Annotated in this window: 26 protein-coding genes; 17 read left to right on the forward strand and 9 right to left on the reverse strand. The window is 61.2% G+C overall.

What is annotated here, in order from left to right; all coding sequences use genetic code 11:
• The first annotated feature begins 97 nt into the window (after positions 1–97).
• Positions 98–286, forward strand: a complete 189-nt coding sequence (locus tag FHT97_RS11200) for a YegP family protein (RefSeq protein ID WP_007527415.1) — start codon at positions 98–100, stop codon at positions 284–286.
• Between the two features lie 29 nt (positions 287–315).
• On the opposite strand, the gene FHT97_RS11205 is transcribed toward FHT97_RS11200, so the two are convergent.
• Positions 316–1956: an FAD-binding dehydrogenase gene (locus tag FHT97_RS11205; RefSeq protein WP_183862533.1), complete on the reverse strand. Its 1641-nt coding sequence runs from the start codon at positions 1954–1956 to the stop codon at positions 316–318.
• 224 nt (positions 1957–2180) lie between these two features.
• Here FHT97_RS11205 and FHT97_RS11210 point away from each other — a divergent pair, with 224 nt between their 5' ends.
• Positions 2181–2519, forward strand: a complete 339-nt coding sequence (locus FHT97_RS11210; protein WP_016557162.1) for a YciI family protein — start codon at positions 2181–2183, stop codon at positions 2517–2519.
• A 7-nt stretch (positions 2520–2526) separates the two neighbouring features.
• Entirely contained in the window at positions 2527–3777 is a 1251-nt protein-coding gene (locus FHT97_RS11215; protein WP_183862158.1) for a DUF6596 domain-containing protein, read from the forward strand.
• A 2-nt stretch (positions 3778–3779) separates the two neighbouring features.
• Here FHT97_RS11215 and FHT97_RS11220 read toward each other — a convergent pair whose 3' ends face one another.
• From FHT97_RS11220 to FHT97_RS11230, 3 genes are all read right to left on the reverse strand, one after another.
• Complete coding sequence (locus FHT97_RS11220) at positions 3780–4811, reverse strand: peptidoglycan -binding protein (RefSeq protein ID WP_183862160.1); 1032 nt, start codon at positions 4809–4811, stop codon at positions 3780–3782.
• Positions 4812–4814: 3 nt separating this feature from the next.
• On the reverse strand, positions 4815–5915 hold the full coding sequence (locus FHT97_RS11225; RefSeq protein WP_183862161.1) for a flagellar motor protein MotA: 1101 nt from the start codon (positions 5913–5915) through the stop codon (positions 4815–4817).
• Between the two features lie 100 nt (positions 5916–6015).
• Positions 6016–6816 carry an inositol monophosphatase family protein gene (locus tag FHT97_RS11230; RefSeq protein WP_183755743.1) on the reverse strand — a complete coding sequence of 267 codons (801 nt, stop codon included), beginning with the start codon at positions 6814–6816 and terminating at the stop codon, positions 6016–6018.
• Between the two features lie 213 nt (positions 6817–7029).
• On the opposite strand from FHT97_RS11230, the gene FHT97_RS11235 reads away from it, so the two are divergent.
• Positions 7030–7608 (forward strand): TetR/AcrR family transcriptional regulator, encoded by a 579-nt coding sequence (locus tag FHT97_RS11235; protein WP_183862163.1) that lies wholly within the window; start codon positions 7030–7032, stop codon positions 7606–7608.
• Between the two features lie 72 nt (positions 7609–7680).
• Positions 7681–8421, forward strand: coding sequence for a 3-oxoacyl-ACP reductase family protein (locus FHT97_RS11240; RefSeq protein ID WP_183862165.1), 741 nt, complete (start codon positions 7681–7683; stop codon positions 8419–8421).
• A gap of 106 nt (positions 8422–8527) precedes the next feature.
• On the opposite strand, the gene FHT97_RS11245 is transcribed toward FHT97_RS11240, so the two are convergent.
• Together FHT97_RS11245 and FHT97_RS11250 are read right to left on the reverse strand one after the other, a co-directional pair.
• A complete protein-coding gene (locus FHT97_RS11245) occupies positions 8528–9610 on the reverse strand; it encodes a tetratricopeptide repeat protein (protein ID WP_183755746.1) in 1083 nt (360 codons plus the stop codon).
• Between the two features lie 10 nt (positions 9611–9620).
• Entirely contained in the window at positions 9621–10274 is a 654-nt protein-coding gene (locus FHT97_RS11250; protein WP_183862167.1) for a thiamine phosphate synthase, read from the reverse strand.
• Between the two features lie 108 nt (positions 10275–10382).
• On the opposite strand from FHT97_RS11250, the gene FHT97_RS11255 reads away from it, so the two are divergent.
• Positions 10383–11147 (forward strand): sulfite exporter TauE/SafE family protein, encoded by a 765-nt coding sequence (locus tag FHT97_RS11255; protein ID WP_183862169.1) that lies wholly within the window; start codon positions 10383–10385, stop codon positions 11145–11147.
• 68 nt (positions 11148–11215) lie between these two features.
• A complete protein-coding gene (locus FHT97_RS11260; protein WP_016557152.1) occupies positions 11216–11476 on the forward strand; it encodes a metalloregulator ArsR/SmtB family transcription factor in 261 nt (86 codons plus the stop codon).
• Between the two features lie 151 nt (positions 11477–11627).
• On the opposite strand, the gene FHT97_RS11265 is transcribed toward FHT97_RS11260, so the two are convergent.
• A complete protein-coding gene (locus tag FHT97_RS11265) occupies positions 11628–11801 on the reverse strand; it encodes a DUF465 domain-containing protein (RefSeq protein ID WP_016557151.1) in 174 nt (57 codons plus the stop codon).
• Positions 11802–12030: 229 nt separating this feature from the next.
• Between FHT97_RS11265 and FHT97_RS11270 the strand changes: the two genes are divergently transcribed.
• From FHT97_RS11270 to FHT97_RS11310, 9 genes are all read left to right on the forward strand, one after another.
• On the forward strand, positions 12031–12234 hold the full coding sequence (locus FHT97_RS11270) for a DUF465 domain-containing protein (RefSeq protein WP_016557150.1): 204 nt from the start codon (positions 12031–12033) through the stop codon (positions 12232–12234).
• Positions 12235–12250: 16 nt separating this feature from the next.
• Positions 12251–12745, forward strand: coding sequence for a 5-(carboxyamino)imidazole ribonucleotide mutase (gene purE / locus FHT97_RS11275; RefSeq protein ID WP_016557149.1), 495 nt, complete (start codon positions 12251–12253; stop codon positions 12743–12745).
• Entirely contained in the window at positions 12742–13818 is a 1077-nt protein-coding gene (locus FHT97_RS11280; RefSeq protein ID WP_183862171.1) for a 5-(carboxyamino)imidazole ribonucleotide synthase, read from the forward strand. The genes purE and FHT97_RS11280 overlap by 4 nt, the downstream gene beginning before the upstream one ends.
• A 164-nt stretch (positions 13819–13982) precedes the next feature.
• Positions 13983–14108: a type B 50S ribosomal protein L36 gene (ykgO, locus tag FHT97_RS11285; protein WP_003582204.1), complete on the forward strand. Its 126-nt coding sequence runs from the start codon at positions 13983–13985 to the stop codon at positions 14106–14108.
• Positions 14109–14209: 101 nt separating this feature from the next.
• Complete coding sequence (locus tag FHT97_RS11290) at positions 14210–14824, forward strand: hypothetical protein (protein ID WP_183755750.1); 615 nt, start codon at positions 14210–14212, stop codon at positions 14822–14824.
• A 64-nt stretch (positions 14825–14888) separates the two neighbouring features.
• Positions 14889–15962 (forward strand): alpha/beta hydrolase, encoded by a 1074-nt coding sequence (locus FHT97_RS11295; protein ID WP_183862173.1) that lies wholly within the window; start codon positions 14889–14891, stop codon positions 15960–15962.
• Positions 15963–16062: 100 nt separating this feature from the next.
• Positions 16063–17802 carry a gamma-glutamyltransferase gene (gene ggt / locus FHT97_RS11300; RefSeq protein WP_183862175.1) on the forward strand — a complete coding sequence of 580 codons (1740 nt, stop codon included), beginning with the start codon at positions 16063–16065 and terminating at the stop codon, positions 17800–17802.
• 123 nt (positions 17803–17925) lie between these two features.
• Positions 17926–18510 (forward strand): AraC family transcriptional regulator, encoded by a 585-nt coding sequence (locus FHT97_RS30795; RefSeq protein WP_259128927.1) that lies wholly within the window; start codon positions 17926–17928, stop codon positions 18508–18510.
• Positions 18511–18579: 69 nt separating this feature from the next.
• Positions 18580–19554: a threonine/serine dehydratase gene (locus FHT97_RS11310; protein WP_183862177.1), complete on the forward strand. Its 975-nt coding sequence runs from the start codon at positions 18580–18582 to the stop codon at positions 19552–19554.
• Positions 19555–19584: 30 nt separating this feature from the next.
• Here the strand turns inward: FHT97_RS11310 and FHT97_RS11315 are convergent, their stop codons facing one another.
• Positions 19585–20382 carry an SDR family oxidoreductase gene (locus tag FHT97_RS11315; RefSeq protein WP_183862178.1) on the reverse strand — a complete coding sequence of 266 codons (798 nt, stop codon included), beginning with the start codon at positions 20380–20382 and terminating at the stop codon, positions 19585–19587.
• A gap of 120 nt (positions 20383–20502) precedes the next feature.
• On the opposite strand from FHT97_RS11315, the gene FHT97_RS11320 reads away from it, so the two are divergent.
• On the forward strand, positions 20503–21447 hold the full coding sequence (locus tag FHT97_RS11320; RefSeq protein WP_183862181.1) for a GlxA family transcriptional regulator: 945 nt from the start codon (positions 20503–20505) through the stop codon (positions 21445–21447).
• Here FHT97_RS11320 and FHT97_RS11325 read toward each other — a convergent pair.
• Positions 21438–22367, reverse strand: coding sequence for a LysR substrate-binding domain-containing protein (locus FHT97_RS11325; protein WP_183862183.1), 930 nt, complete (start codon positions 22365–22367; stop codon positions 21438–21440). The genes FHT97_RS11320 and FHT97_RS11325 overlap by 10 nt on opposite strands.
• Positions 22368–22454 lie beyond the last annotated feature (87 nt).

The following is a 22454-nucleotide window of genomic DNA, read 5'->3' on the forward strand; positions in this document are numbered from 1 at the left end:
TTGCAGAGCGCGCAAATATCCCGATGGAATAGTTGCGTTTTTTGTTCTACGCTGCGGCTGTAGATAGGACAACATCCTGATTCCGGGAGAAAAATCGATGTATAAGTTCGAAGTTTACAAGGACAAGGCTGGCGAGTTCCGTTTCCGTTTCAAAGCGCCGAACGGCGAATCCATGTTCGGCTCCGAAGGCTATAAGGCCAAGGCATCGGCGCTGAGCGCCATCGAATCCATCAAGAAGAATTCTCCCGGCGCAGAAGTCGTCGACACGACGAAGGCTGAGGCCTGACCCATCAGGCGGCGCTAAAAGCGCCGCCTCTACACTGCTCGTCCGGCGACCCTGCCGGAAAAGATGCAACCGCCGAGGAAAGTTCCCTCGAGCGCATTGTATCCGTGCATACCTCCACCACCAAAACCTGCTACTTCGCCCGCGGCATAAAGCCCTGGAACCGGATCGCCGCCATGGCCGATCACGCGCGCGGATAGATCCGTCTCCAGACCACCCAGCGACTTGCGTGTCAGGATGTGCAGTCGCACGGCAATGAGCGGCCCAGCCCGCGGGTCAAGCAGCGCGTGCGGCTTCGCCGTCCGCATCAGCTTGTCCCCCAGATATCGTCGCGCACCGCGGATGGCGGTGACCTGGGCGTCCTTGGAAAAGGCATTGGCGATCTCCCGGTCACGCGCCTCGATCTGCGTCCTGAGGCGGCTCGCGTCCACACGCTTCTCGCCGGTCAGTCCGTTCATGCCATCAACAAGCGCTTCGAGCGTGTCGCGAACGATGAAATCCTCGCCCCTATCCATGAACGCCTGGACCGGCCCTGGCGGCTCCTTGCCCAACCGCTTGAGAAGCAGGCGAATGTCCTTACCCGTAATGTCAGGATTCTGCTCGGAACCAGAAAGGGCAAACTCCTTCTTGATGATCGCCTTGGTGAGGATGAACCAGCTGTAGTCATGCCCAGTCGCGCAGATGGCTTTGAGCGTCGCCAGCGTATCGAAGCCGGGCATGGCAGGCGCATCAAAGCGGTTCCCATTGGCATCACACCAGAAGGAGGACGGACCCGGCAGGATACGTATCCCGTGATTGCGCCAGATGGGATCCCAGTTCTTCAGCCCCTCCGTATAGTGCCACATCCGGTCCGAATTGATCTCGCGGCCACCTGCGCGTTCGGAGATCTCGATCATTCGACCATCCACATGGGCAGGCACGCCAGCGACCATATCGGCCGGGGGCCGCCCCAGCCGCTCGACCGGCCATCTCCGGCGCACCGCGTCGTGATTACCCCCGATACCTCCTGATGTGACGATCGTCACATCGGCCCGAACCTCGAAGAGCCCCGAAAAAATGCGGTTCGTCTCCCGCCCTCGCACGGAGGCGTCGGACTGAAGGACGGTGCCGCGGGCGCCGCAGACAATGCCGTCCTGAACAAGGAGATCATCCACCTGATGCCGGAACAAAAGCGTCAAAAGACCCTTCGCTTCCGCTTCACGCACCCGACGGACAAATGGTGCAAGCACAGCAGGCCCGGTTCCCCACGTCACATGGAAGCGTGGCACGGAATTTCCGTGGCCATGCGCCAACCCGCCTCCCCGCTCGGCCCAGCCGACGACCGGGAACCAGCGCATGCCGTGCTGATGAAGCCACGAACGCTTTTCGCTTGCGGCAAATTCGAGATAGGCTTCCGCCCAGCGGCGCGGCCAATAGTCTTCCGGCCGGTCAAACGACGCTGACCCCATCCAATCCTGGCGTGCCAGGCCAAGGCTGTCACGGATCCCCATCAGCCGCTGTTCCGGGCTGTCGACGAAAAACAATCCGCCCAACGACCAGAAGGCCTGCCCGCCGAGGCTTTGTTCGCCTTCCTGTTCAACGATGCAGACCTTCCGCCCGCGATCCGCCGCTTCCGCCGCCGCCACCAAGCCGGCAAGTCCCGCGCCGATGACCAGCACATCGCATTCAATCAAAAGCATTCTCCCCCAAATCTCCGCGAGCCTACGCGGAGCCCCGCTTGGCGACAACGCCACTTTCTTGTCACCGAGATTTTTTTGGCCGGATGTCGAAATGGGCTGATGTCACGTCTCATTGTATCGGAACGGTCTTCCGCCGATCCCCGAACGTTGCAGCTTTTCAGTTTTGGTTCTTAGATGCCTGCACGCCGGTCAACGCAACGAATCTGGAGGAACGCCACATGCAATATGCGCTCATCGTTCGTGAATCATCGCGGGATTTTGCCCGCCGCACCGATCCCACCTATCGCGACGGCTGGATCGCCTACACGCAGGCTCTGATTCAGGCCGGCATCATGACCGGCGGCGCCGGGCTGACCGCACCCGAAACCGGCACGGTGGTGCGACGCAAGGGCGAGGACCACGATGTCCAGGACGGCCCCTATCCCGAAGGTAAGGAACAATTGGGTGGCTTCTATCTGATCGACGTTCCGGATTTCGACACGGCGCTCGAATGGGCGACCCGTGTTCCGGTCTCCGCAGAAGGCTCGGTCGAGGTGCGCCCTCGCCTTCAAATGTGAGGTGGGCATGACCGCCGAAGCCGAGCGCGCCGCCGAAAGGGTGGCGCGCCAATCCTATGGCAAGTTGGTTGCCTTTCTGGCGGCCCGCTCCCGTGATTTGCCGGCCGCCGAGGATGCGCTGTCGCAAGCGCTCGTCGATGCCCTGCGGGTCTGGCCGGAGCGCGGCATTCCCGACAGGCCGGAGGCGTGGCTGCTGGTCGCCGCGCGGCGCAATCTCATGCAGGGGGCGCGCCACCGAAGTGTCCAGGAAAATGCTCGCCCGACCATCGCCCTGGCCTTCGAGGAGGCGGAGGCGAGGATGAACGACGCTGCTGCCGATGCATTTCCGGACGACCGCCTGAAGCTGCTTTTCGTCTGCACCCATCCGCAAATCGATAAGAGCATCCACACCCCGCTGATGCTGCAAGTCGTGCTAGGTATTGACGCAAAAGCCATCGCGCAGGCCTTCGTCGTTTCTCCTGCTGCAATGGGGCAGAGGTTGGTCCGGGCCAAGGCGAACATTCGCGATATCGGCATTGGATTTGCGATACCCGATCGACGCTCGCTGCCCGAGCGTCTGTCCGCCGTGCTCTCTGCAATCTACGCCGCCTACGGGCTTGGTTGGGACGATCTCGATGGTGCCGATGGCGGTCGCAGTGCACTTTCCAGTGAAGCCATCTGGCTCTGCCGCGCGCTGCTTTCGATGCTTCCCGACGAACCGGAGGTTATCGGGTTGCTTGCCTTGATGCTCTATTGCGAAGGTCGGCGGGCCGCGCGGCGTAATGCCGAGGGTGACTACGTCGCGCTGGAACAACAGTCGACGGACCGCTGGAATGCGATCATGCTTGCCGAAGCTGATGCGCTGCTCCGCAAGGCAGGTGCGGTCAACCGCTTCGGTCCGTTCCAATGCATGGCCGCCATTCAGTCCGTACATACTGCGCGTCGTCTGACCGGCACGACGAATTGGGATGCTCTCCTAACCTTCTATGATGCCCTGCTGATGATGCAGCCGACGGTCGGCGCCCGCGTCAGCCGTGCTGCCGTCCTCAGCCGCACCAAAGGTGCCCAAGCCGGACTGGATTGCCTGGCCAGCATGGACGCAAAGGAAATCAAAGCCTATCAACCCTATTGGGCCGTTCGCGCGCATCTGCTGACGGAAGTCAGGAACTATCGGGAAGCGGAGACCGCCTATCTCTCGGCAATCGGCCTCAGCGACAGCCCCGCTGTGCGTGGCTTTCTCCTCGATCGCCTCGCGAACGTTCGAACGGGCGTCGCATAAACCTACTTTTCGGTCAGCTTCAGCTCGATACGACGGTTGGTGGCGCGCGCCTCCGGCGTATCGCCTGGCGTGATCGGCTGGAACTCGCCGAAACCGGCGGCGACGAGACGGTCGGCCGGCACGCCGCGGGAGATCAGGAACTTGACGACCGAGATCGCACGCGCGGACGACAGCTGCCAGTTGTCGCCATAACGACCGGTGCCGGCGAGCGGGACGTTGTCGGTATGCCCGTCGACACGCAGCACCCAGTTGATCTCGGGCGGGATTTCCTTGGCGACGTCGAGAAGCGCGGTCGCAAGCTTTTCCATCTCGACCTGCCCATCCGGATTGAGGTCCGCGCCGCCGGAAGGAAACAGTACTTCCGACTGGAAGACGAACCGGTCACCGACGATCCTGATGTTTTCGCGATCGGACAGAATTTCGCGCAGGCGCCCAAAGAAATCGGAGCGGTAGCGGTTGAGCTCCTGCACGCGTTGCGCGAGCGCGACGTTCAGGCGACGGCCAAGATCCGCGATCTTCGTCTGCGAGCTCTGGTCCTTCTGCTCGGAGGCCTGCAGCGCGGCTTCAATGGCGGCGATCTGGCTACGCAGGGCAGCAATCTGCTGGTTCAGCAACTCGACCTGGCTCATCGCCCGGTCGCTCATCTGCTTCTGTTCGTCGAGCTCTTTTGTCAGATTACCGACACGCGCTTCCGCAGCGCTCTGGCCGCCCGAGCCGGCATCAAGCAGCGCTTTCAACCGCGATCGCTCACCTTCAGCCGACGACAGGGCCGCCTGCAGATTGGCGACACTGTCCTCAAGATCCTGATTGCTTCCCTTCTCCAGCGCCAGAAGCTGCGTCAACTCGTTGATCTGGCTGTTCAGACGGTTGAGAACCTCGTCCCGGCCGGAGATTTCACGACTCAGGATATACTGGCCGACCACGAACACGGTCAGCACGAACATGATGGAGATCAGCAGCGTCGACAATGCATCGACGAAACCTGGCCAATAGTCTATCACGCGCTGAGGGCGACGATTGCGGGCGAGAGCCATGGGTTACTTGCCCTCGGTCTTTTCGGTTTGCGGCACGCGTTGAGAGCGTTCGCTCGAACCGTGCTTTTCTTGGGCGCCGATCCGCTCGGCTAGGCGATCGAGAGTGCGACGCATCGCTTTCGTCTCGTCTTGCTGGGCCTCGATCCAGTCACGCAGCATTTGCTGCTCATTTCGCATGTTCTTGACCAAACCCTGAATGCCTTCGGCAAGGTTCGCCATTGCCGCGACCGACCTCTGCGTGCCGCCGCTGCCCTCTTCCGAGATCCTGCGCATATATTCGGAAAGCGCGCGAACGTCGTCCGGCGAGACTGCCGAGTTGGGACTGATCGCGGGCATGGCCACATCCGAGCCGACATCTGTCACCGACGAAAGCCAGTTCTCCAGTTCCATGTAGAAGCGGTTCTGCGCACGGCCTGCCTGCAGATCGAGGAAACCCAGGATGAGCGAGCCGGACAGACCAAGCAGCGAAGACGAGAACGCCTGGCCCATGCCGGAAAGCGGCATCGACAGCCCTTCCTTCAGTGCACCGAGAACATCGGTCGAACCATTCGAACCCGCGTCAAGCGTCTGAATGACCGAACTGATCGAGCCGATCGTACCGATAAGACCCCAAAAGGTGCCGAGCAGACCGAGGAACACCAGGAGGCCGATCAGATAGCGCGACACGTCGCGCGATTCATCGAGACGGTTGGCAATGGAATCGAGAATGGAGCGGAATGCCGCGGTCGAAATGCCTGCCGAAGCGCTGCGGTTGCCAATCAGAGTCCGCATCGGCGCGAGCAGCTTCGGGTTGCGGCCGACCTTGTCGGCGCTGCCCGCAGCACGGAATGAATTGAACCACCGCACTTCCGGCCTGAGCGACAGCACATGGCTGAAAACCAGGATGATGCCGACGGCCAAGACCCCGAGGATCAAACCGTTGAGGCCGGGATTGTGCATGAAGGCAGTCTGGGCTTGCCGGAATAGAATGGCGGCAATGAACCCGACGATGATCAGAAACAACACCATCGTCCAAAGAAACGGCATCGGACTGGAAAGTTTATAGCTGTAATTGCCCGTGGTTTTTTCGGTCGAGCCGAACTCCGCCACATTCACATTTTCCATAGGTTCCGCAGCCTCCGGATTCATTTCAGCCGGAGACTAGAGCAACATTGCGCCGAATTGAAGTATGCGGGAACGAAAACCGTGTCTTTACAACAGCGATTTACCGTGCGGGAACCGGACGCTTGGCTACTTCAAGTAGTGCCTTCTGGATATATTCGTTGCCCGCGACAACCGAACCGGTTTCGAGAATGGACGAACCGCCATCCCAATCCGAGACATAGCCACCGGCTTCGCGGATAAGGAGGATGCCCGCCGCAATATCCCAGGCCGACAGCCCCGTTTCCCAGTAACCGTCGAAGCGACCCGCCGCCACGTAGGCAAGATCCAGCGACGCCGCGCCCATGCGGCGAATGCCGGCAACTTCACCCATCACGTGGCGAAGCTCAACGAGGAACTTGCCGTGATTGCCGCGACCGAGATGAGGGACACCGCAGGCAATGACGGAGTCCGAAAGCACGCGCCGAGCGCCGACGCGCAGCCGGCGATCGTTCAGGAAGGCGCCACCGCCGCGCTCGGCGGTATAGAGTTCGTCGGTTGCAGGATTGAAGACGACGCCGGCGACGATCTCATTGTTGCGCTCGAGCGCGATCGAGACTGCAAACATTGGAATGCCGTGCAGGAAGTTGGTCGTGCCGTCGAGCGGATCGACGATCCAGCGATGCGCGCCGTCCGTGCCCTTGATCTCCTCGCTCTCCTCGCCGAGAAAGCCGTAGGTGGGGCGCGCCTTCAGGAGCTCGTCCTTGACGATCTTCTCCGCCTTGCGGTCGGCATTGGAGACGAAGTCACCCGGGCCCTTCACCGAAACCTGCAGGTTCTGTACTTCCCCGAAATCACGCCCCAGCGATTTGCCTGCCTTGATGGCAGCCTGAACCATGACATTGAGGAGAGCTGAACGAGCCATGTGAGCACTTTTCCTTGAGCGATAATACGGTACGCGCTGTCAGGGCGGGGTGGGTCCCTGATCGCCAGATAGGGCAGCGCTTATAAGATTGGCGGCCTCAAGACCACAAAATAGGGAAAATTTCAAGAGGAGACCGCCGCGCCGCCCTTCACTCGCACAAATGACCGCAATAATATTCTGGACAGAACGATCTAAAATCGCTATTTGTACGTCATGGCAAGACACAAGGAATTCGAAAAGGACAAGGCTCTCGACGCCGCGATCGGCGTCTTCGCTCAGCATGGCTATGAGGGAAGCTCCACAGACGCGCTGCTGTCAGCGATGAAGATCAGCCGCCAGAGCATGTACGATACGTTCGGCGACAAGCGCAGCCTCTATCTGCAGGCTCTGAAACGCTACAATACCGCCAGCATTCAGCAGATCATCGCCGACATGCAGGACAGCGACCAGCCGCTTGACGCGCTGGAGGGCGCCCTCTTTGCCTTTGCATCGAGACCAACATCGGAGGCGTCGAAAGGCTGCCTTGGTGTCAGCGCGATTTGCGAGTTCGGCCGGACCGATACCGAGGTGTCGCTTCTGACCGACAGCGCCTCCACCGTGCTGGGCAAGGCAATCCATGCGCTCCTCCTGGACAGCCGGACGAAAGGGCAGCTGTCCACCGAAATTGACCCAGAGGCCGCCACCCAGTTCCTTGGTGCTACTCTCTCCGGCATGAAGGTCAGCGCCCGCAACGGTGCCAGCACCGAAACGCTGCGCGCCATCGCCGGTCTCGCTATCCGCAGCTTACGATAACAGATCAATCGAAGAAGGATGACTTCCCATGTTCGATTCTAGACTAAACAGTCCAATAAGGAGAAAAACAAGATGACCAAACCACTTGAAGGAAAAGTCGCAATCGTGACAGGCGGCTCGCGCGGCATCGGCGCGGCGATCGTGCGGAGACTGGCTGCGGATGGCGCCTCGGTCGCCTTCACCTTTGCCAACTCGAAAGACAAGGCCGAGGCGATCGTCAGTGAAATCAAGGCGAAGGGCGGCAGGGCATTTGCAATTCACGCCGACAGCGCGGACGCGGCGGCGGTGCAAAGGGCCATCGACACGGCCGTCGACCATTTCGGCACGCTCGACATTCTCGTGAACAATGCAGGAATTCTGTTGCTGAATAGCCTGGAAGATTTCCCGCTTGAGGACTTCGATCGTATGTTTGCAGTCAACGTCAGAGCGGTCTTTGCCGGCACGCAGGCGGCGGCAAAATACATGCAAACCGGCGGCCGCGTCATAAACATCGGTAGCGTGGTTGCCGAGCGCAGCGGCTTTCCGACATCCGCCGTTTACAGCATGACCAAAGGCGCTGTCGCCGCCATGACACGTGGCCTCGCACGCGATCTCGGTCCGCGAGGCATCACCGTCAACGCCATCCAGCCCGGCCCCACAGAAACCGACATGAATCCTGACCCGCACTCAAACGACATGTTGAAGGGCTTGATGGCACTCGGCCGCCTCGGGGAGGATCGAGAAATCGCAAGCTTCGTGGCCTACCTTGCAAGCCCGGAAGCTTCCTTCATCACCGGCGCCGGCCTGACGATCGACGGTGGCTATCTGGCCTGAGCAATGCCGGCGGCCCGGGCCGTCGGACGTTCAAAACTTCTGCTGCGTGATCAGGACCTCACGGGCAATCTGATCGAAGACCTCTTCGCAGACGCCCTCTTCTAAATTATTGGAACCGGCGGAACTTGTTGGCGGCATCGATGGCCGCCTTCTGCTGGTCTTCCTCGATGCCGAGGTAGAAATCTTCGAGGGCCGGGTCAGGCAGGCCGGCGCGACGCGATAGCACATACCATTTCGCGGCCTCGACCGGGTCCGGCTTGGTACCGAGGGCGTTGATGTAGAGGTGCGCCAGCTTGTTTTGAGCCACCACGTTGCCGCGATTGGCCGCAAGCCGCAACCATTGGAAACCCTTGACGAAATCGCGCGGCCCATTCTGGCCGTTGACCAACCAGATGCCAAGATCGACCTGGGCGGTGTCGTAGCCCGCATGCGCAGCGCGCGCCATCCATTCGCGCGCCAGCTGCTTCTTTTCGTCCGGCAGGTCGGGCAGCGAGGCGTAAATCTCGGCCACCGCATACTGCGCGTCGGCGATGCCCTGTTCGGCAGCCCTCTCGTAGTACGGCAGCGCGAGCTTCAGTCCCTTGTCACCCGGATTGTCGGCCGTCAGGATCTGGCCCCAATTGAACTGTGCAGACGAATTTCCGGCGTCGGCCGCCTTGTGCATATATTCGTCGGCCTTGGCCTTGTCGCGTTTGACGAACCGCCCCTCGATCAGCATCAGCGAATACTTGAACATCGCCGCAGGGTCGCCGCCTTCCGCACCCTTGCTGTACCAGAAAGCCGCGTTCTTCATGTCGCGCTTGACACCCAGGCCGTCCGCCAGGAGTTCACCCATCAGCGTCTGCGCGGCCGGATCGCCAAGCTGGGCGCGCGGCAGAGCTCTTTCCATCGCCGTCAGATAGTAGCCACGCTGATAGGCTCCGTAGGCCTCGTCAACCTGTCCCTTATAGTCCTTTTCCGGCGGCAGATCGGGCAGCTTGGCGCCCATGCGGTCAAAGACCCCGACGCCGGTCGATGGACCAGTGCCGTCTGCCTGGGGCCGTCCTGTTTTCAGTGTCTCCGGGGCGGTCGAGAGCGGCCGCGTCACGACGTTGTCGACCGTCTGGGCGAAAACGCCATGCGTCAGCCCCGCCAGGATGACGACGGCAAAGGCAGCGGAAACGCGCAGGGAGCGGGACAGGATCGGCATGTGCGCGATATCAATCCTCAAACCGTGGCGCTTTTTCGTCCAACAGCGCATTGACCTCGGCGACGATGATTGGCGCACGTCCGGCGTCGCCGAAAACCGCAAGCCGCAACGCCACGAACTCAGCCCCAGTCTCCGCCACCGCGAGCGCGGAAGCCGGATCCGTTCCACCCATCACGATGCAGGGGATCTCGATCATCGAAGCCCACCACTCACCGAGTGCGAGGTTTTTGGGATGCGCCTCCGGCTTGATGTCGCCGTCGAGCTTGCCGAAGAAGATATAATCCGGGCGTTCCTCGCCAATTTCCAGTGCATGATGGCGGTCGGCGGCATTGCCGCCGCCGACGATCAGCTTATCGGCATACTTGTCGATCGCCTCAGAAATTTCGCTGGCCGGACCGGTCAGATGCAGGCCATCCGCCTTGGTGCGCCCGACAACGCGGCTGTCGCCCGCAAGTAGCGCTGCAGCGCCCGCGTGCTGGATGATTGGAACCAGCTTTTCGGCATGCTTCTGAAACTCGCCATCGTTGAGAGCGTATTGCGGCACGATCACCGAGGCGACGTCACCGCCCTTCAAGGCATCGCCGACGACCTTTGCCTGCTCATCAGCATCGGCAAGGTCGGGAGCAATCAGAACTAGGCGGCAGCGGTTTTCCGGTTCGGTCATGAACTCTTTCCATTTACAGCGGAACAGGCCGTTTTGCGGCCGATCTGCACTCGTCCTGTGTGAGTAATTCCGTTAGACGGGGCTGGCAAGGGGAGGATTTTCAAAAGCATGCCGATGGACCTGTCATTTTATTACGCCGCCGTTCCCGCTGTCATTCTGGTTGGACTTGCAAAGGGCGGCATGGGCGATGCGCTGTCACTGATCGGACTACCCTTTCTCGCCCTCGTTGTCTCACCCGTTCAGGCGGCTGCAATCCTGCTTCCGATCCTCATTTTCATGGACATGATCTCACTCGTGATCTGGCGCAAGCACGGCGACTGGACAACGCTGAGGATCATGCTGCCGGGAGCGCTGTTCGGGATCGCCCTCGGCTGGGCAACCTCCGCCCTCGTGCCGGGCAATGTGCTTCGCGTCGTCATTGGCGTCGTCACTATCCTCTTTTGCCTGCGCTATTTCTGGAACAACTTTGGCCCCGCCGCCGGAAAGAACACACCACCCCACGGCCAGCGACCGCTGCTGGCGACGATCTGGGGAAGCCTCTCAGGCTATGGTAGTTTCGTCGCCCATGCCGGCGGCGCGCCGTTCCAGATCTATGCACTGCCGCTGCAGATGCAACCCCGCGAATATACCGGCACGAGCGTCCGCTTCTTCGCGATCCTCAATGCCGTAAAGCTCATTCCGTACTTCGCGCTTGGCCAGCTCGACACGCAGAACCTCGCCACATCCGCCACGCTTCTGCCGTTTGCCCCGCTTGCGACAATTGCCGGCGCCTGGTGCGTGCGTCGTATGAAGCCGGCGATCTTCTATCCTTTCATGTATGCGATGGCCCTCGTTGCGGCGGTTTTGATCGCTAAGGAAGGCGCCGGTTTCTAACAATTTTGGGTTTCGTTGCGCCGCACAATTTCCTTGCCCGATTGCGCCGTTTGACGTAGCTTTCCGGCATGTCGAACACGGATCCCTTCACTGCGATAGCCGATCCCCACCGGCGCTTCCTGCTGGAAGAACTTCGACGTGCGCCGAAGACCGTGAACGAGCTTGCCGAGGGGCTTCCCATCAGCCGCCCTGCCGTCTCCCAGCACCTCAAGGCGCTGCTGGATTGCAATCTGGTTTCGGTCACCGCAGAGGGCACGCGACGCATCTACGCCGTCAACAATCGTGGTTTTGACAAGCTCAATCTCTGGCTCGATCAGTTCTGGGCCTGACAGCTCCCTCAAACGAAAAACGCCGGCTCGCGACTTTCCGTCGGAACCGGCGTATATTTGCCTGTCGAGCACGAACTCATCTAAACTTCTGATGAAATTGGACTTTTGCCTTCTCCGTTTAGGACCGCACTCGGTAATTCATGCATCGTTCTCAATGGAAAGATGATTTCAGGCGCTCAATCTCGTCCTTGATCCGCAATTTTCTGCGTTTGCACTCAGCAACTTCATTATCGTTTCGGGAGGGGGATATCATAAGCGTATGCAACTCCTCCTCGAGAGCAACATGCTTTTTCTGGAGTGACTCAAGATGAGCTTGAACAGTCATTTGACCCTTCCTTCCTCTTACCTCTCCCCGGCCAACACCGCCGGAGATCCAAGGCGTCAACCTTTTGACTGTGACATATTTTTGAAGGCTTGTCGAAGGTGAAAACAAGGAGAACACGTGGCAAAATCATGACGAACAGCCGCTAGCCGTTACCTCCATTTGGTGATAGGAGCTTGCGGAAATCATCGGCAAAACGGACGATGTCCGAAGACGGTTATGGGGAATGCATATGGCCGATCAGGAACAGGCAGAAATCAGGCTCATAGTGGCGCGACTGCGCCAGGAGCACGAAGATTACGATGCCGCGATCAATGCCATGATTGCCACCGGATGTGATGCATTGCGCGTCCAGCGTATGAAAAAGAAGAAACTGGTGATCAAAGACAAGCTGACGAAGCTCGAAGACCAGATCATCCCTGATATCATCGCCTGAGGGGAACGCCGTGACGATGACAGACAGACCGCCCGTTGCCATCATCATGGGAAGCCAATCCGATTGGGAGACCATGAAGAATGCTGCGGACACGCTTGAGGCGCTCGAAATTCCCTATGATGCGCGCATCATATCGGCCCATCGCACGCCGGATCGCCTGGTAAACTTCGCCAAGACCGCACGCGATGAAGGCTTTAAGGTGATTATCGCCGGCGCGGGCGGCGCAGCTCATCTGCCGGGCATGGCCGCAGCCATGACGCCGCTTCCCGTTTTCGGCGTCCCCGTTCAATCGAAGGCGCTGTCCGGTCAGGATAGTCTCCTCTCCATCGTCCAGATGCCGGGCGGAATTCCGGTCGGTACACTTGCCATCGGCAAGCCCGGAGCGATCAATGCAGCGCTTCTGGCTGCTGCAGTCCTGGCATTGTCGGATGAGGACATTGCCGAGCGGCTTGACGACTGGCGCGAGCGCCAGAGCGCGGCCGTTGCCGAATATCCAATGGACGACCTATGACTGTAAGAACAATCGGCATCATCGGTGGCGGTCAGCTTGGCCGCATGCTTGCCATGGCCGCAGCGCGACTGAACTTCCGCACCGTCGTTCTGGAACCGCAGCCCGACTGTCCGGCAGCGCAGGTCGCCAACGAACAGATTGTCGCCGCCTACGATGATCCTGCCGCGCTCACCGAGCTTGCGACGGCGTGCGAGGTCGTCACATACGAGTTCGAGAACGTCCCGGTTGCCGCGGCGGAAGCGCTTGCGAGCACGGTCCCGGTTTATCCACCGCCGAAGGCGCTCGAGGCTGCCCAGGACCGCCTGGTCGAAAAGCGCTTCATCAACGGCTGCGGCATCCCGACAGCGGGCTTTCACGCCGTCGACAGTCAGGCCGACCTCGAGGCGGCGCTCAGCGATTTCGGCGGCCGCGGCGTCCTGAAGACCCGTCGGCTTGGCTACGACGGCAAGGGGCAGAAGGTATTCCGCTCTGCGGCTGACACGCCGGATGGCGCCTTTGCCGCCCTCGGCAACGTGCCACTCATTCTCGAGAGCTTTGTTTCATTCGAGCGCGAGATCTCGATCATTGCAGCGCGTGCAACCGACGGCACTATCGTTTGCTACGATCCCGCCGAAAATGTTCACCGCGACGGCATCCTGCACACCTCAACGGTGCCGGCTTCCGTCCCGGCGACTGCGGCAGCCGACGCCCGCGAGGCGGCCGGAAAGATCCTGACGGCCCTCGGCTACGTCGGTGTTATCGGCATCGAATTCTTTGTGCTAGCGGACGGCAGCCTGATCGCCAATGAAATGGCGCCTCGCGTCCATAATTCTGGCCACTGGACGGAAGCTGCTTGCATCATCTCGCAGTTCGAGCAGCATATCCGGGCGGTTGCCGGCCTGCCGCTAGGCAATGCCGACCGCCACTCGGACTGCGTGATGCAGAACCTGATCGGCGACGATATTCTGGCGCTCCCGGACTGGCTGCGGCGGGCGGATACGCTGGTGCACCTCTACGGCAAGACGGAATCGCGTCCTGGCCGCAAGATGGGGCACGTCACGACGTTGACCGCGAAATTGCCGGTTTTCCCCTGACAAAAGCCGCTTCGGCCATGGGAAAAACACGGTCATGTGGTTGACACGGGGAAGTCGTCGGGTTATCTGCACGCCCAACCTGAAGAGCGCGCCCTGAGCGCGCTTTTGAATGTAATAGATACGGGCGAATGTGAATTCCCCCTCAAACATCGCGGATCAAAACAATGAAGATCAAGAATTCGCTCAAGTCGCTCAAGGCTCGTCACCGTGACAACCGCCTGGTTCGCCGCAAGGGCCGCATCTACATCATCAACAAGCTGAACCCGCGCTACAAGGCTCGTCAGGGCTGATTTAGCGCGTCTGGACGTTCGTGGCATTTGCCCGCGACTGCCCAGGGATTGCCTCGGCAATCAAATCAAATTGCTTTGATCTTCAGCGATGGCGGGCTACTATGCCCGCCATGCGCTTTTTTGCTATGACGTGCGCGGCGCTGCCGCTATCCCTCGTTCTGCTCGCTCCCGTTGTTCCTGCCGCCGCCGCGGAAAAGGAAGTCATTGTCGAGCAACCGGACGCAAACCTCACACCCAGGCAGCATCTGGATCAGCTCTATGCACAGCTGAAGCGGGAACGCGATCCGGACAAAGCGAGCGGCATTGCCAATGAAATCCGTACCGAATGGAACGACTCCGGCAGTGCGACCGTCAACCTCCTGATGCAATGGGCCGACAAGGCGATCGAGGAGAAGCGCACTGCCGCCGCCCTCGATTTCCTCGACCAGGCGATCGCCCTCAAGCCAGATTACGCCGAAAGCTGGAATCGCCGCGCGACCCTCAACTATGCCAATGACAGCTATCGCAAGTCGATGTCTGACATCGAGCATGTGCTTGACCTCGAGCCACGCCATTTCGGCGCGCTTTCCGGCATGGCCGCCATTCTTACGGAAACCGGCAACGACCAGTTGGCCCTGAAAGCCTGGGAACGTTTCCTGGAGATCTATCCAGCCAATCGAAGCGCCCAGGAGCAGATGAATACGCTCTCTGAAAAGCTGGCCGGCAGCCGCACCTGATCTTGACGCCAGCGCCGGCAGCCCAATCTTACGCGTCGGTTACGTGATCTCAGCAGATATTGCCATGCTTGCCGAAGCTTCCGTTTTCATTGCCTCTGTTGCCGCCGCTCTTGGCTACTCCGCCTACAAGGAACGGCGGTTCGAGGCTGATTGTCCGAACATCGGCCAACTGACGGATATCGGCGGATATCGGCTGAATGCCTTTCACGTCCCTCGCCCCAAAACTGCCGATCTGCCGCCGCTCGTGTTCATCCACGGTGCGGCCGGAAATCTGCTTGACCAAGTCGGTGCCTTCCTGCAGCCGTTGGGGGGCCGCGCGGAAATGCTGTTCGTCGACCGCCCGGGTCATGGTTATTCGGAGCGCGGCGGTTCCGAGAATGCCCTGCCCTCGGGGCAGGCGGACGCGATCGCGAAACTGATGAAAAAACGAGGCATCAAGCGGGCCATTATCGTCGGTCATTCCTTCGGCGGCGCCATTGCCGCCGCTTTCGGCGTCCGCCACCCCGAGATGACCGAGGGCCTGCTCTTCCTCGCTCCAGCGACGCATCCCTGGCCTGGCGGACTGGACTGGTACTATAATGTCGCGGCGATGCCCGTGCTTGGCTGGCTCTTCAACCACACAATCGTCGTGCCGCTCGGCCTGCGGCGCCTCGAACAAGCGACATTGAATGTCTTCCGGCCCAATCCACGCCCGGATGATTACATCGCAAAGACGGGACCGACCCTGGTGCTACGCCCAACTGCCTTCTACAACAACGCCGTCGATTGCATGCGCCTCCTGCCTTATCTCAAGGCCCATTCTCCGCAGTACGCCAATATCACCGCGCCAACCGTCATCGTCACCGGTGACAGCGATGCCATCGTTTGGGAACACCTTCATTCGCAGGGTCTGGCCCGTGATATCGCCGGTTCCGAGCTGGTTAGAATCCGCGGCCTCGGCCATAAGCCGGATTACGTGGTCACCGATGTCGCCGTTGCCGCCATGGAGAAGATCGGCGGCGCTGCTCGCGACCTGCAGGCCCTCGCGCGCCAGGCAGAACGTCGCCTGATCGTTGAAGAACCTGCACAATTGGCGGACACCGTTGCGCCTTTCGGCCACCCGGCGGGGCTGACGCCGCCGGTAACAACGGGAAACTGATAAACAGCACGTTCTTATGTACCAACCTCGGCGGTTGCCCACATTGCCGAGCGCTGGCTGCGTCCCATATCCATTGCACTATCATGCTTTGAGGGAAGTCATGGATCACCCCTATTTTCGGATATCTGCCGTCGTCGCGGCGTTCTCATTTGTTCTCGCGCCATCGGCGTTCGCCGCTTCACCGGCGCCGGTCGAGGCCGAGCACGGTATGGTCGTAACCGCCCAGCACCTAGCGACCGATGTCGGCGTCGATGTGCTGAAGAATGGCGGCAATGCCGTCGATGCCGCGGTCGCCGTCGGCTACGCGCTCGCCGTCGTCTATCCGACGGCCGGCAATCTCGGTGGCGGCGGCTTCATGACAATCCGGCTGAAGGACGGCAAGACGACATTCCTCGATTTCCGCGAGCGCGCGCCATTGGCAGCCACCAAGGCCATGTATCTTGACGGCAAGGGCGATATCGTTCCCCGTGCCAGCCTTGACGGCTATCTTGCCGTCGGCGTGCCAGGATCCGTAAAGGGCTTCGAGATGGCCCGCGAGAAGTACGGCACCAAGTCGCGGCAGGATCTGTTGGCGCCCGCCATCCGCTACGCCAAGGAAGGCTTCACGCTGGAACAGGGCGACGTCGCCAGCATTGGCGGTAGCGCGAAGCGGCTCGCGAAGGACGAGGCCGCGGCAAAGATCTTTCTGAAAGCGGAGGGCAAACCGTACGCCGTCGGCGAGAAGCTTGTGCAACCCGACCTTGCCGCCGTTCTATCCAGCATCGCTGACACAGGACCCGACGCTTTCTACAAGGGCACGCCCGCAGAGGCGATCGTCAAGGCGAGCCAGGCGAAGGGCGGCATACTCGCCAAGGAGGATTTCGAGCAATACGCGGTGCGTGAACTGAAGCCGGTCGAGTGCAGCTATCGCGGCTACGACATCATCTCGTCGCCTCCTCCCTCCTCGGGCGGCGTCATCATCTGCGAAATCCTCAACGTTCTGGAAGACTATCCTCTTTCCTTCCTCGGCTACGGCTCGGCCGAGACGGTGCACCTGATGGTCGAGGCGATGCGCTACGCCTATGTCGATCGCAACGCCGCCCTTGGCGACCCTGACTTCGTCGACAACCCCGTCTCGACAATGCTCGACAAAGGTTACGCCAAGGCGATCCGCGCCAAGATCGATCCCTACAAGGCGGGCACCTCCGCCAACCTGAAACCTCTGGGCGCTAAGGAAAGCGTCGAAACCACGCATTATTCGATCATCGACGACGAAGGAAATGCCGTCGCCGTCACTTACACGCTGAACGGCAACTTCGGCGCCGGCGTCGTCGCTCCCGGTACCGGCGTTCTGCTCAACAACGAAATGGACGATTTCACTTCGAAGCCCGGCGTTCCCAATCTCTACGGGCTCATCCAAGGCGAGGCCAATGCGATCGCACCGAAGAAAACGCCGCTCTCCTCCATGAGCCCGACGATCGTGACCAAGGACGGCAAACCCTTCATGGTCATCGGCAGCCCTGGTGGCTCGCGCATTATCACTATCACGCTGGAGACCATCCTCAACGTGATCGATTTCGGCATGGACATCAGTCAGGCGGTCAACGCCCCGCGCATTCACCATCAATGGCAACCGGACAAGATCTACTTCGAGCCCTACACTTTGTCGCCCGATACGATCCGGGCATTGATCGCCATGGGGCACACGCTGGACGATGGCAGCGGCCCGCCGCAATGGGGACAGGCCGCTGGTATCCTTGTCGGCGGCAAGAGCCTTGCCGATATCGCGAAGGGCGGCGGAGCACGCTACTACGGCGCGATGGACAGCCGCGCCGCCGAAGGTTCCGCCAGCGGATACTGATCACGGATACGCGCGTGGACGAAATCGCCTTCGATGCTGACGCGCGGCCGGGCGCCGGGCACACTTGGTTCCAGGCTATCGACGTAAGAAGCTTTGGCGATGACGGAATAGTGGATCACTGGCGTGGCGCTGATCGCCTCGGCAACGGCCGATATCGCCATCAGTCTCGACCTCGAGCAGAGCGGTGGTCTCCATGCCGGCGCGATTGTCACGCTTGGCAACGTGATCACGCTCCTGATTCTCGGCACCGCGGCGTCGATCGCGAGCGGCAGTCAGTCGATCGCCGCGACCCCTTCGGAACCGCCCGCCCCACCCGCACCGAGTCAGGAAGACGATACGATTGCCAGCGCGCTCGAAAATCTGATGCGCTCCCGAGAGCTCTACCGTGATCCCGACCTCAATCTCGGCCGCATCGCCCGCAAGATGAGTCTTCCGGCCCGGCGCGTTTCGATGGCGGTCAACCGCGTCCATAGTGTCAGCGTCTCGCAATATGTGAACGACTTTCGTATCCGCGCGGCCTGTCAGGCACTTGTGAACATGGACGAGCCGGTTACGCGGCTGATGTTCGATTGCGGCTTCATCAGCAAGTCGAATTTCAATCGCGAGTTCCTGCGCGTCACCGGCACCAACCCGACCGAATTCAGGCGACGCCGCCGTCACAAATCGGAGGCCGTCGCTACGCAACCGACGCTTTTTGTGTCACGGTGACAAAGTCACCGTTCACAAGCGTCGCGTGTGGTCCTATGCAGGGGCGTACCGTCATTCGAAAGAGTCTCCATGGCCAGCATTGAAATGATCGTTGCCGCCCGCGCCCGCCTGCGCGGACATGCGCGCCGCACGCCGCTTCTTTCTTCTCCCTTTATCGATGAGCTTGCCGGACGGCGGGTATTGGTGAAGGCCGAGTGCTTGCAGCACACCGGCTCCTTCAAATTCCGTGGCGGCTGGTCCGCCGTCTCCGCGCTCGATCCTGCCGTTCGCAGCCGCGGCGTCATCGCTTTCTCGTCAGGCAATCACGCGCAGGGCGTGGCGCTCGCCGCCAAGCTGCATGGCGTGCCGTCAGTCATCATCATGCCGTCGGACGCGCCAAAACTGAAGATCGCCAACACGCGTGCGCTCGGCGCCGAAGTCGTGCTCTACGATCGCGCGACACAGGATCGCGACGCCATTGGCGCTGAACTCTCTGCTGCGCGCGGCCTGACGCTGATCAAGCCTTTCGACGAACCGCAGGTGATCGCCGGACAGGGTACGACAGGTCTGGAAATTGCCGAACAGGCAGACGAGGAAGGCATCAGCTCGGCCGAGGTATTGGTCCCCTGCGGCGGCGGCGGCCTTTCCTCGGGGATAGCGCTTGCACTCGAAGCCAGTGCGCCTGCGTTCCGAGTGCGCCCCTGCGAGCCGGACGGCTTCGACGACTTCACGCGGTCGCTGGCATCAGGCAAGATCGAGCGCAACGCCACCATGACCGGCTCGATCTGCGACGCCATCATCACGCCGCAGCCAGGCAACATCACCTTTCCGATATTGCAGCGCCTCGCCGGCGCCGGCATCGTCGTGACGGACGAGGAGGCGCTCCGCGCCATGGCCCTTGCCTTTGTCCGGCTCAAGATCGTCGTCGAGCCCGGTGGGGCGGTGGCGCTTGCCGCAGCGCTCTTCCATGGCGATGAGTTGGAAGACGACAACGTCTTCGTCGTTACCTCGGGAGGCAATGTCGACGCCGATATCTTCGCCGAGGCATTGGCCCGGCACGGATAAAGGCAGGCGAAAGCCTGCCTCCAACCTCGCTTAGGCGGCCTTATAGCGTGCCGCAGGTGCCGAGCGTGACAGGTGCGGCATCAATGCCTGACGCGCACCCTCGTAGGCCGTCAGCAGCCCTCCATCTTCAAGAGCCGGGATCGTCGCGAGCTCACCTTGATCGAAACCGACAAGGGCGGCATCCACCATATCTTCCGCCGACATGACGATTTCGGTTGGCAGGTGCTCGACTGGCGTGCCGGCGATGTTCCAGAATTCGGTCGCCGTCGCTCCCGGCAGCACCGCCTGGATGCGGATGTTCTTGTCCGCAAGCTCGTGCTTCAACGATTGGCTGAAGGCAAGAACGAAAGCCTTGCTGGCGCCATAGACGCCGTTCAGCACTTCAGGCGCGATCGCGACGATCGAAGCGATGTTGATGATCGCGCCGCCGCCGCGCGCCACAAAACCGGGCACGCCGGCATAGCTCAGCCGCATCAACGCCGTGACGTTGAGATCGATCATCGCCTGCATCTTGTCGACATCGGCGGCAAGCAGCGGTGCCGTGCCACCGACGCCGGCATTGTTGACCAGAAGCGTAATGCTGCGGTCGCTCTTCAGAACCGACTCGACGCGCGCCAGGTCGGCCTTGTTGCCGAGGTCGGCCGGAATGGTTTCGACCGTCCTGCCTGTTTCCCGGGTCAGTCTCGTCGCAAGTTCGGAAAGCCGTTCTGCATTGCGGGCGACCAGAATGAGATCATAGCCGCGCTTTGCGAGCCGGTGAGCATAGACAGCACCAATCCCCGACGATGCGCCGGTAACGAGTGCGGTTCCTTTGTGCTGTTCGGTCATTGTCGTTCTCCGTGTTTGGGCAACAGCGCCCGCTGTTGGCTTGCGCAGAGTCTTACGCCCGATTGCCAATGGCTTGAATGTCATATAAGCCACCTTTTAGGACAAACGGAGTTTCGAGCCATGCAACGCATTGCCGTCCTGCTCTTTCCCGGCTTTCAGATGATGAGCCTAGCCGCCATCTCGGCCTTCGAGTTCACCAACATCGAACTCGGCGAGCCGGCCTATGAGGTTTCCTATCTCTCCGAGACCGGGGGACCTGTGCCCAGCTCCTTCGGCGTGAATGTCGAGACCACGCGCTTCGGTGATCCCGCTTTCGATACGCTGCTGGTGTCCGGCGCCGTCGGCATCAAACTGCCGACGGCGGGGGAAGGCGAGTTCATCCGCAAGGCGCTTGCCGCCTCGCGTCGCGTCGCCTCGATCTGTACCGGCGCTTTTCTGCTTGCGGAGGCAGGCGTCCTGGATGGCCGTCGCGCCACGACCCACTGGCTCCTCGCCCGCGAGCTGCAATCGCGCTATCCGAAGGTCAGGCTCGAGGAAGATCGCATCTTCATCATCGATGGCTCCGTCTGGAGCTCGGCGGGCATGACGGCCGGGGTCGACCTGGCGCTTGCGATGATCGAGAAAGACCACGGCGCCGATGTCGCCCGTGCGGTCGCCCGCAAGCTCGTCGTCTATCATCGCCGCGCCGGCGGCCAGTCGCAGTTCTCCGCACTCTTGGAACTGGAACCCAAATCGGACCGTATCCAGAAGGCGCTTGCCCATGCCCGCGGCAATCTGAAGAACACGCTATCAGTCGAGGAGCTGGCGGAAGCGGCGGCGCTCAGCCCCCGACAATTCAGCCGGACGTTTCGCGCAGAGACGGGACAATCGCCAGCCAAGGCGGTGGAGAACCTGCGCCTTGAGGCAGCCCGCCTGATGATGGAACAGGGCCGGCATCCGATCGACGTCGTTGCAACGGAAACAGGTTTCGCGGATCGGGAGAGGATGCGCCGCGCCTTCCTGCGCGCCTTCGGGCAGCCGCCCCAGGCAATCCGCCGAAACGCGCAGCGCGAATATCAGGCATAGGCCCGCGCCGCCGACCTTGCGGTCGATGGGACGGCGTCCGCGACAGCCTCCCGCACCGCTTGCAGCATGATGGACGCGAGCCGCGCGGTTGCCGGCCCAGGGTCGGCTTCGGCACGATGCAGCACGAGACCGAGCGAGGGAAGCTCTGGCAGGCCAGCGGCGTCGGCGACAAGCGGCTTCACCTTTCGCGGCAGGCCGATCGGCGTACGGATGCTGATCCCGAGCCCGGCAGCCGTCGCGGCCCACAATCCGCCGAGGCTTGGACTGACGAAGGCAAGCCGCCAGGGAATGCCCGCCGTATCAAGCGCCTTGGTCGCCGCGGTGCGCAGCAGGCACGGAGCCTCCAGTGAAGCAAGCGGCATCGGCTCGCCGCTGTCGAGGGTCCAGTCGACCGCGCCTTCCGCCGGACCGATCCAGCGCATCGGCACCTCGGCGATCTTCTCGCAATGCGGTGTCAGCGTGCCATCGTTCCAGGCCAGTGCCAGATCGAGCTTACCCGTGGTGACGCGCTCGATCAGCTCGACATTGCGCACCACCCGCGCTTCGATGCGGACCTTCGGATGCGCGCGCGCAAAACGGCCGAGCACGTCGGGCAAAAGGGTCTCGCCGAAGTCCTCCTGCAAACCGAGCCTGACCCAACCCTCGAGTTCGATGCTCTGCATGGCTGCGGCCGCTTCGTCGTTGAGCTCCAGCAGGCGGCGCGCATAGGCCAGCATCGTTTCACCCGCATCGGTGAGCGCAAGCCCGCGTCCGGCCTTGCGGAAGATCGGCGTCCCGGCCTGCTCCTCCAGCTTCTTCAGCTGGGCGCTGACGGCCGAGGTCGAACGGCCGAGACGGTCGGCTGCTCTCGCGAAGTTGCCGAGCTCCATTCCGGTCGCGAAGGTCCGGAGTACATCGAGATCAAAGATCGTCCGCCGCATCGTATAATCCCATTTTTATGGATCATAAGTTCATTTAATTCTGATTTTCTGCATTATCGTGGCGTGCGATGCTCCTCCTGTCAAGAA

Source organism: Rhizobium sp. BK399 (assembly GCF_014194695.1).
GTDB lineage: Bacteria > Pseudomonadota > Alphaproteobacteria > Rhizobiales > Rhizobiaceae > Rhizobium.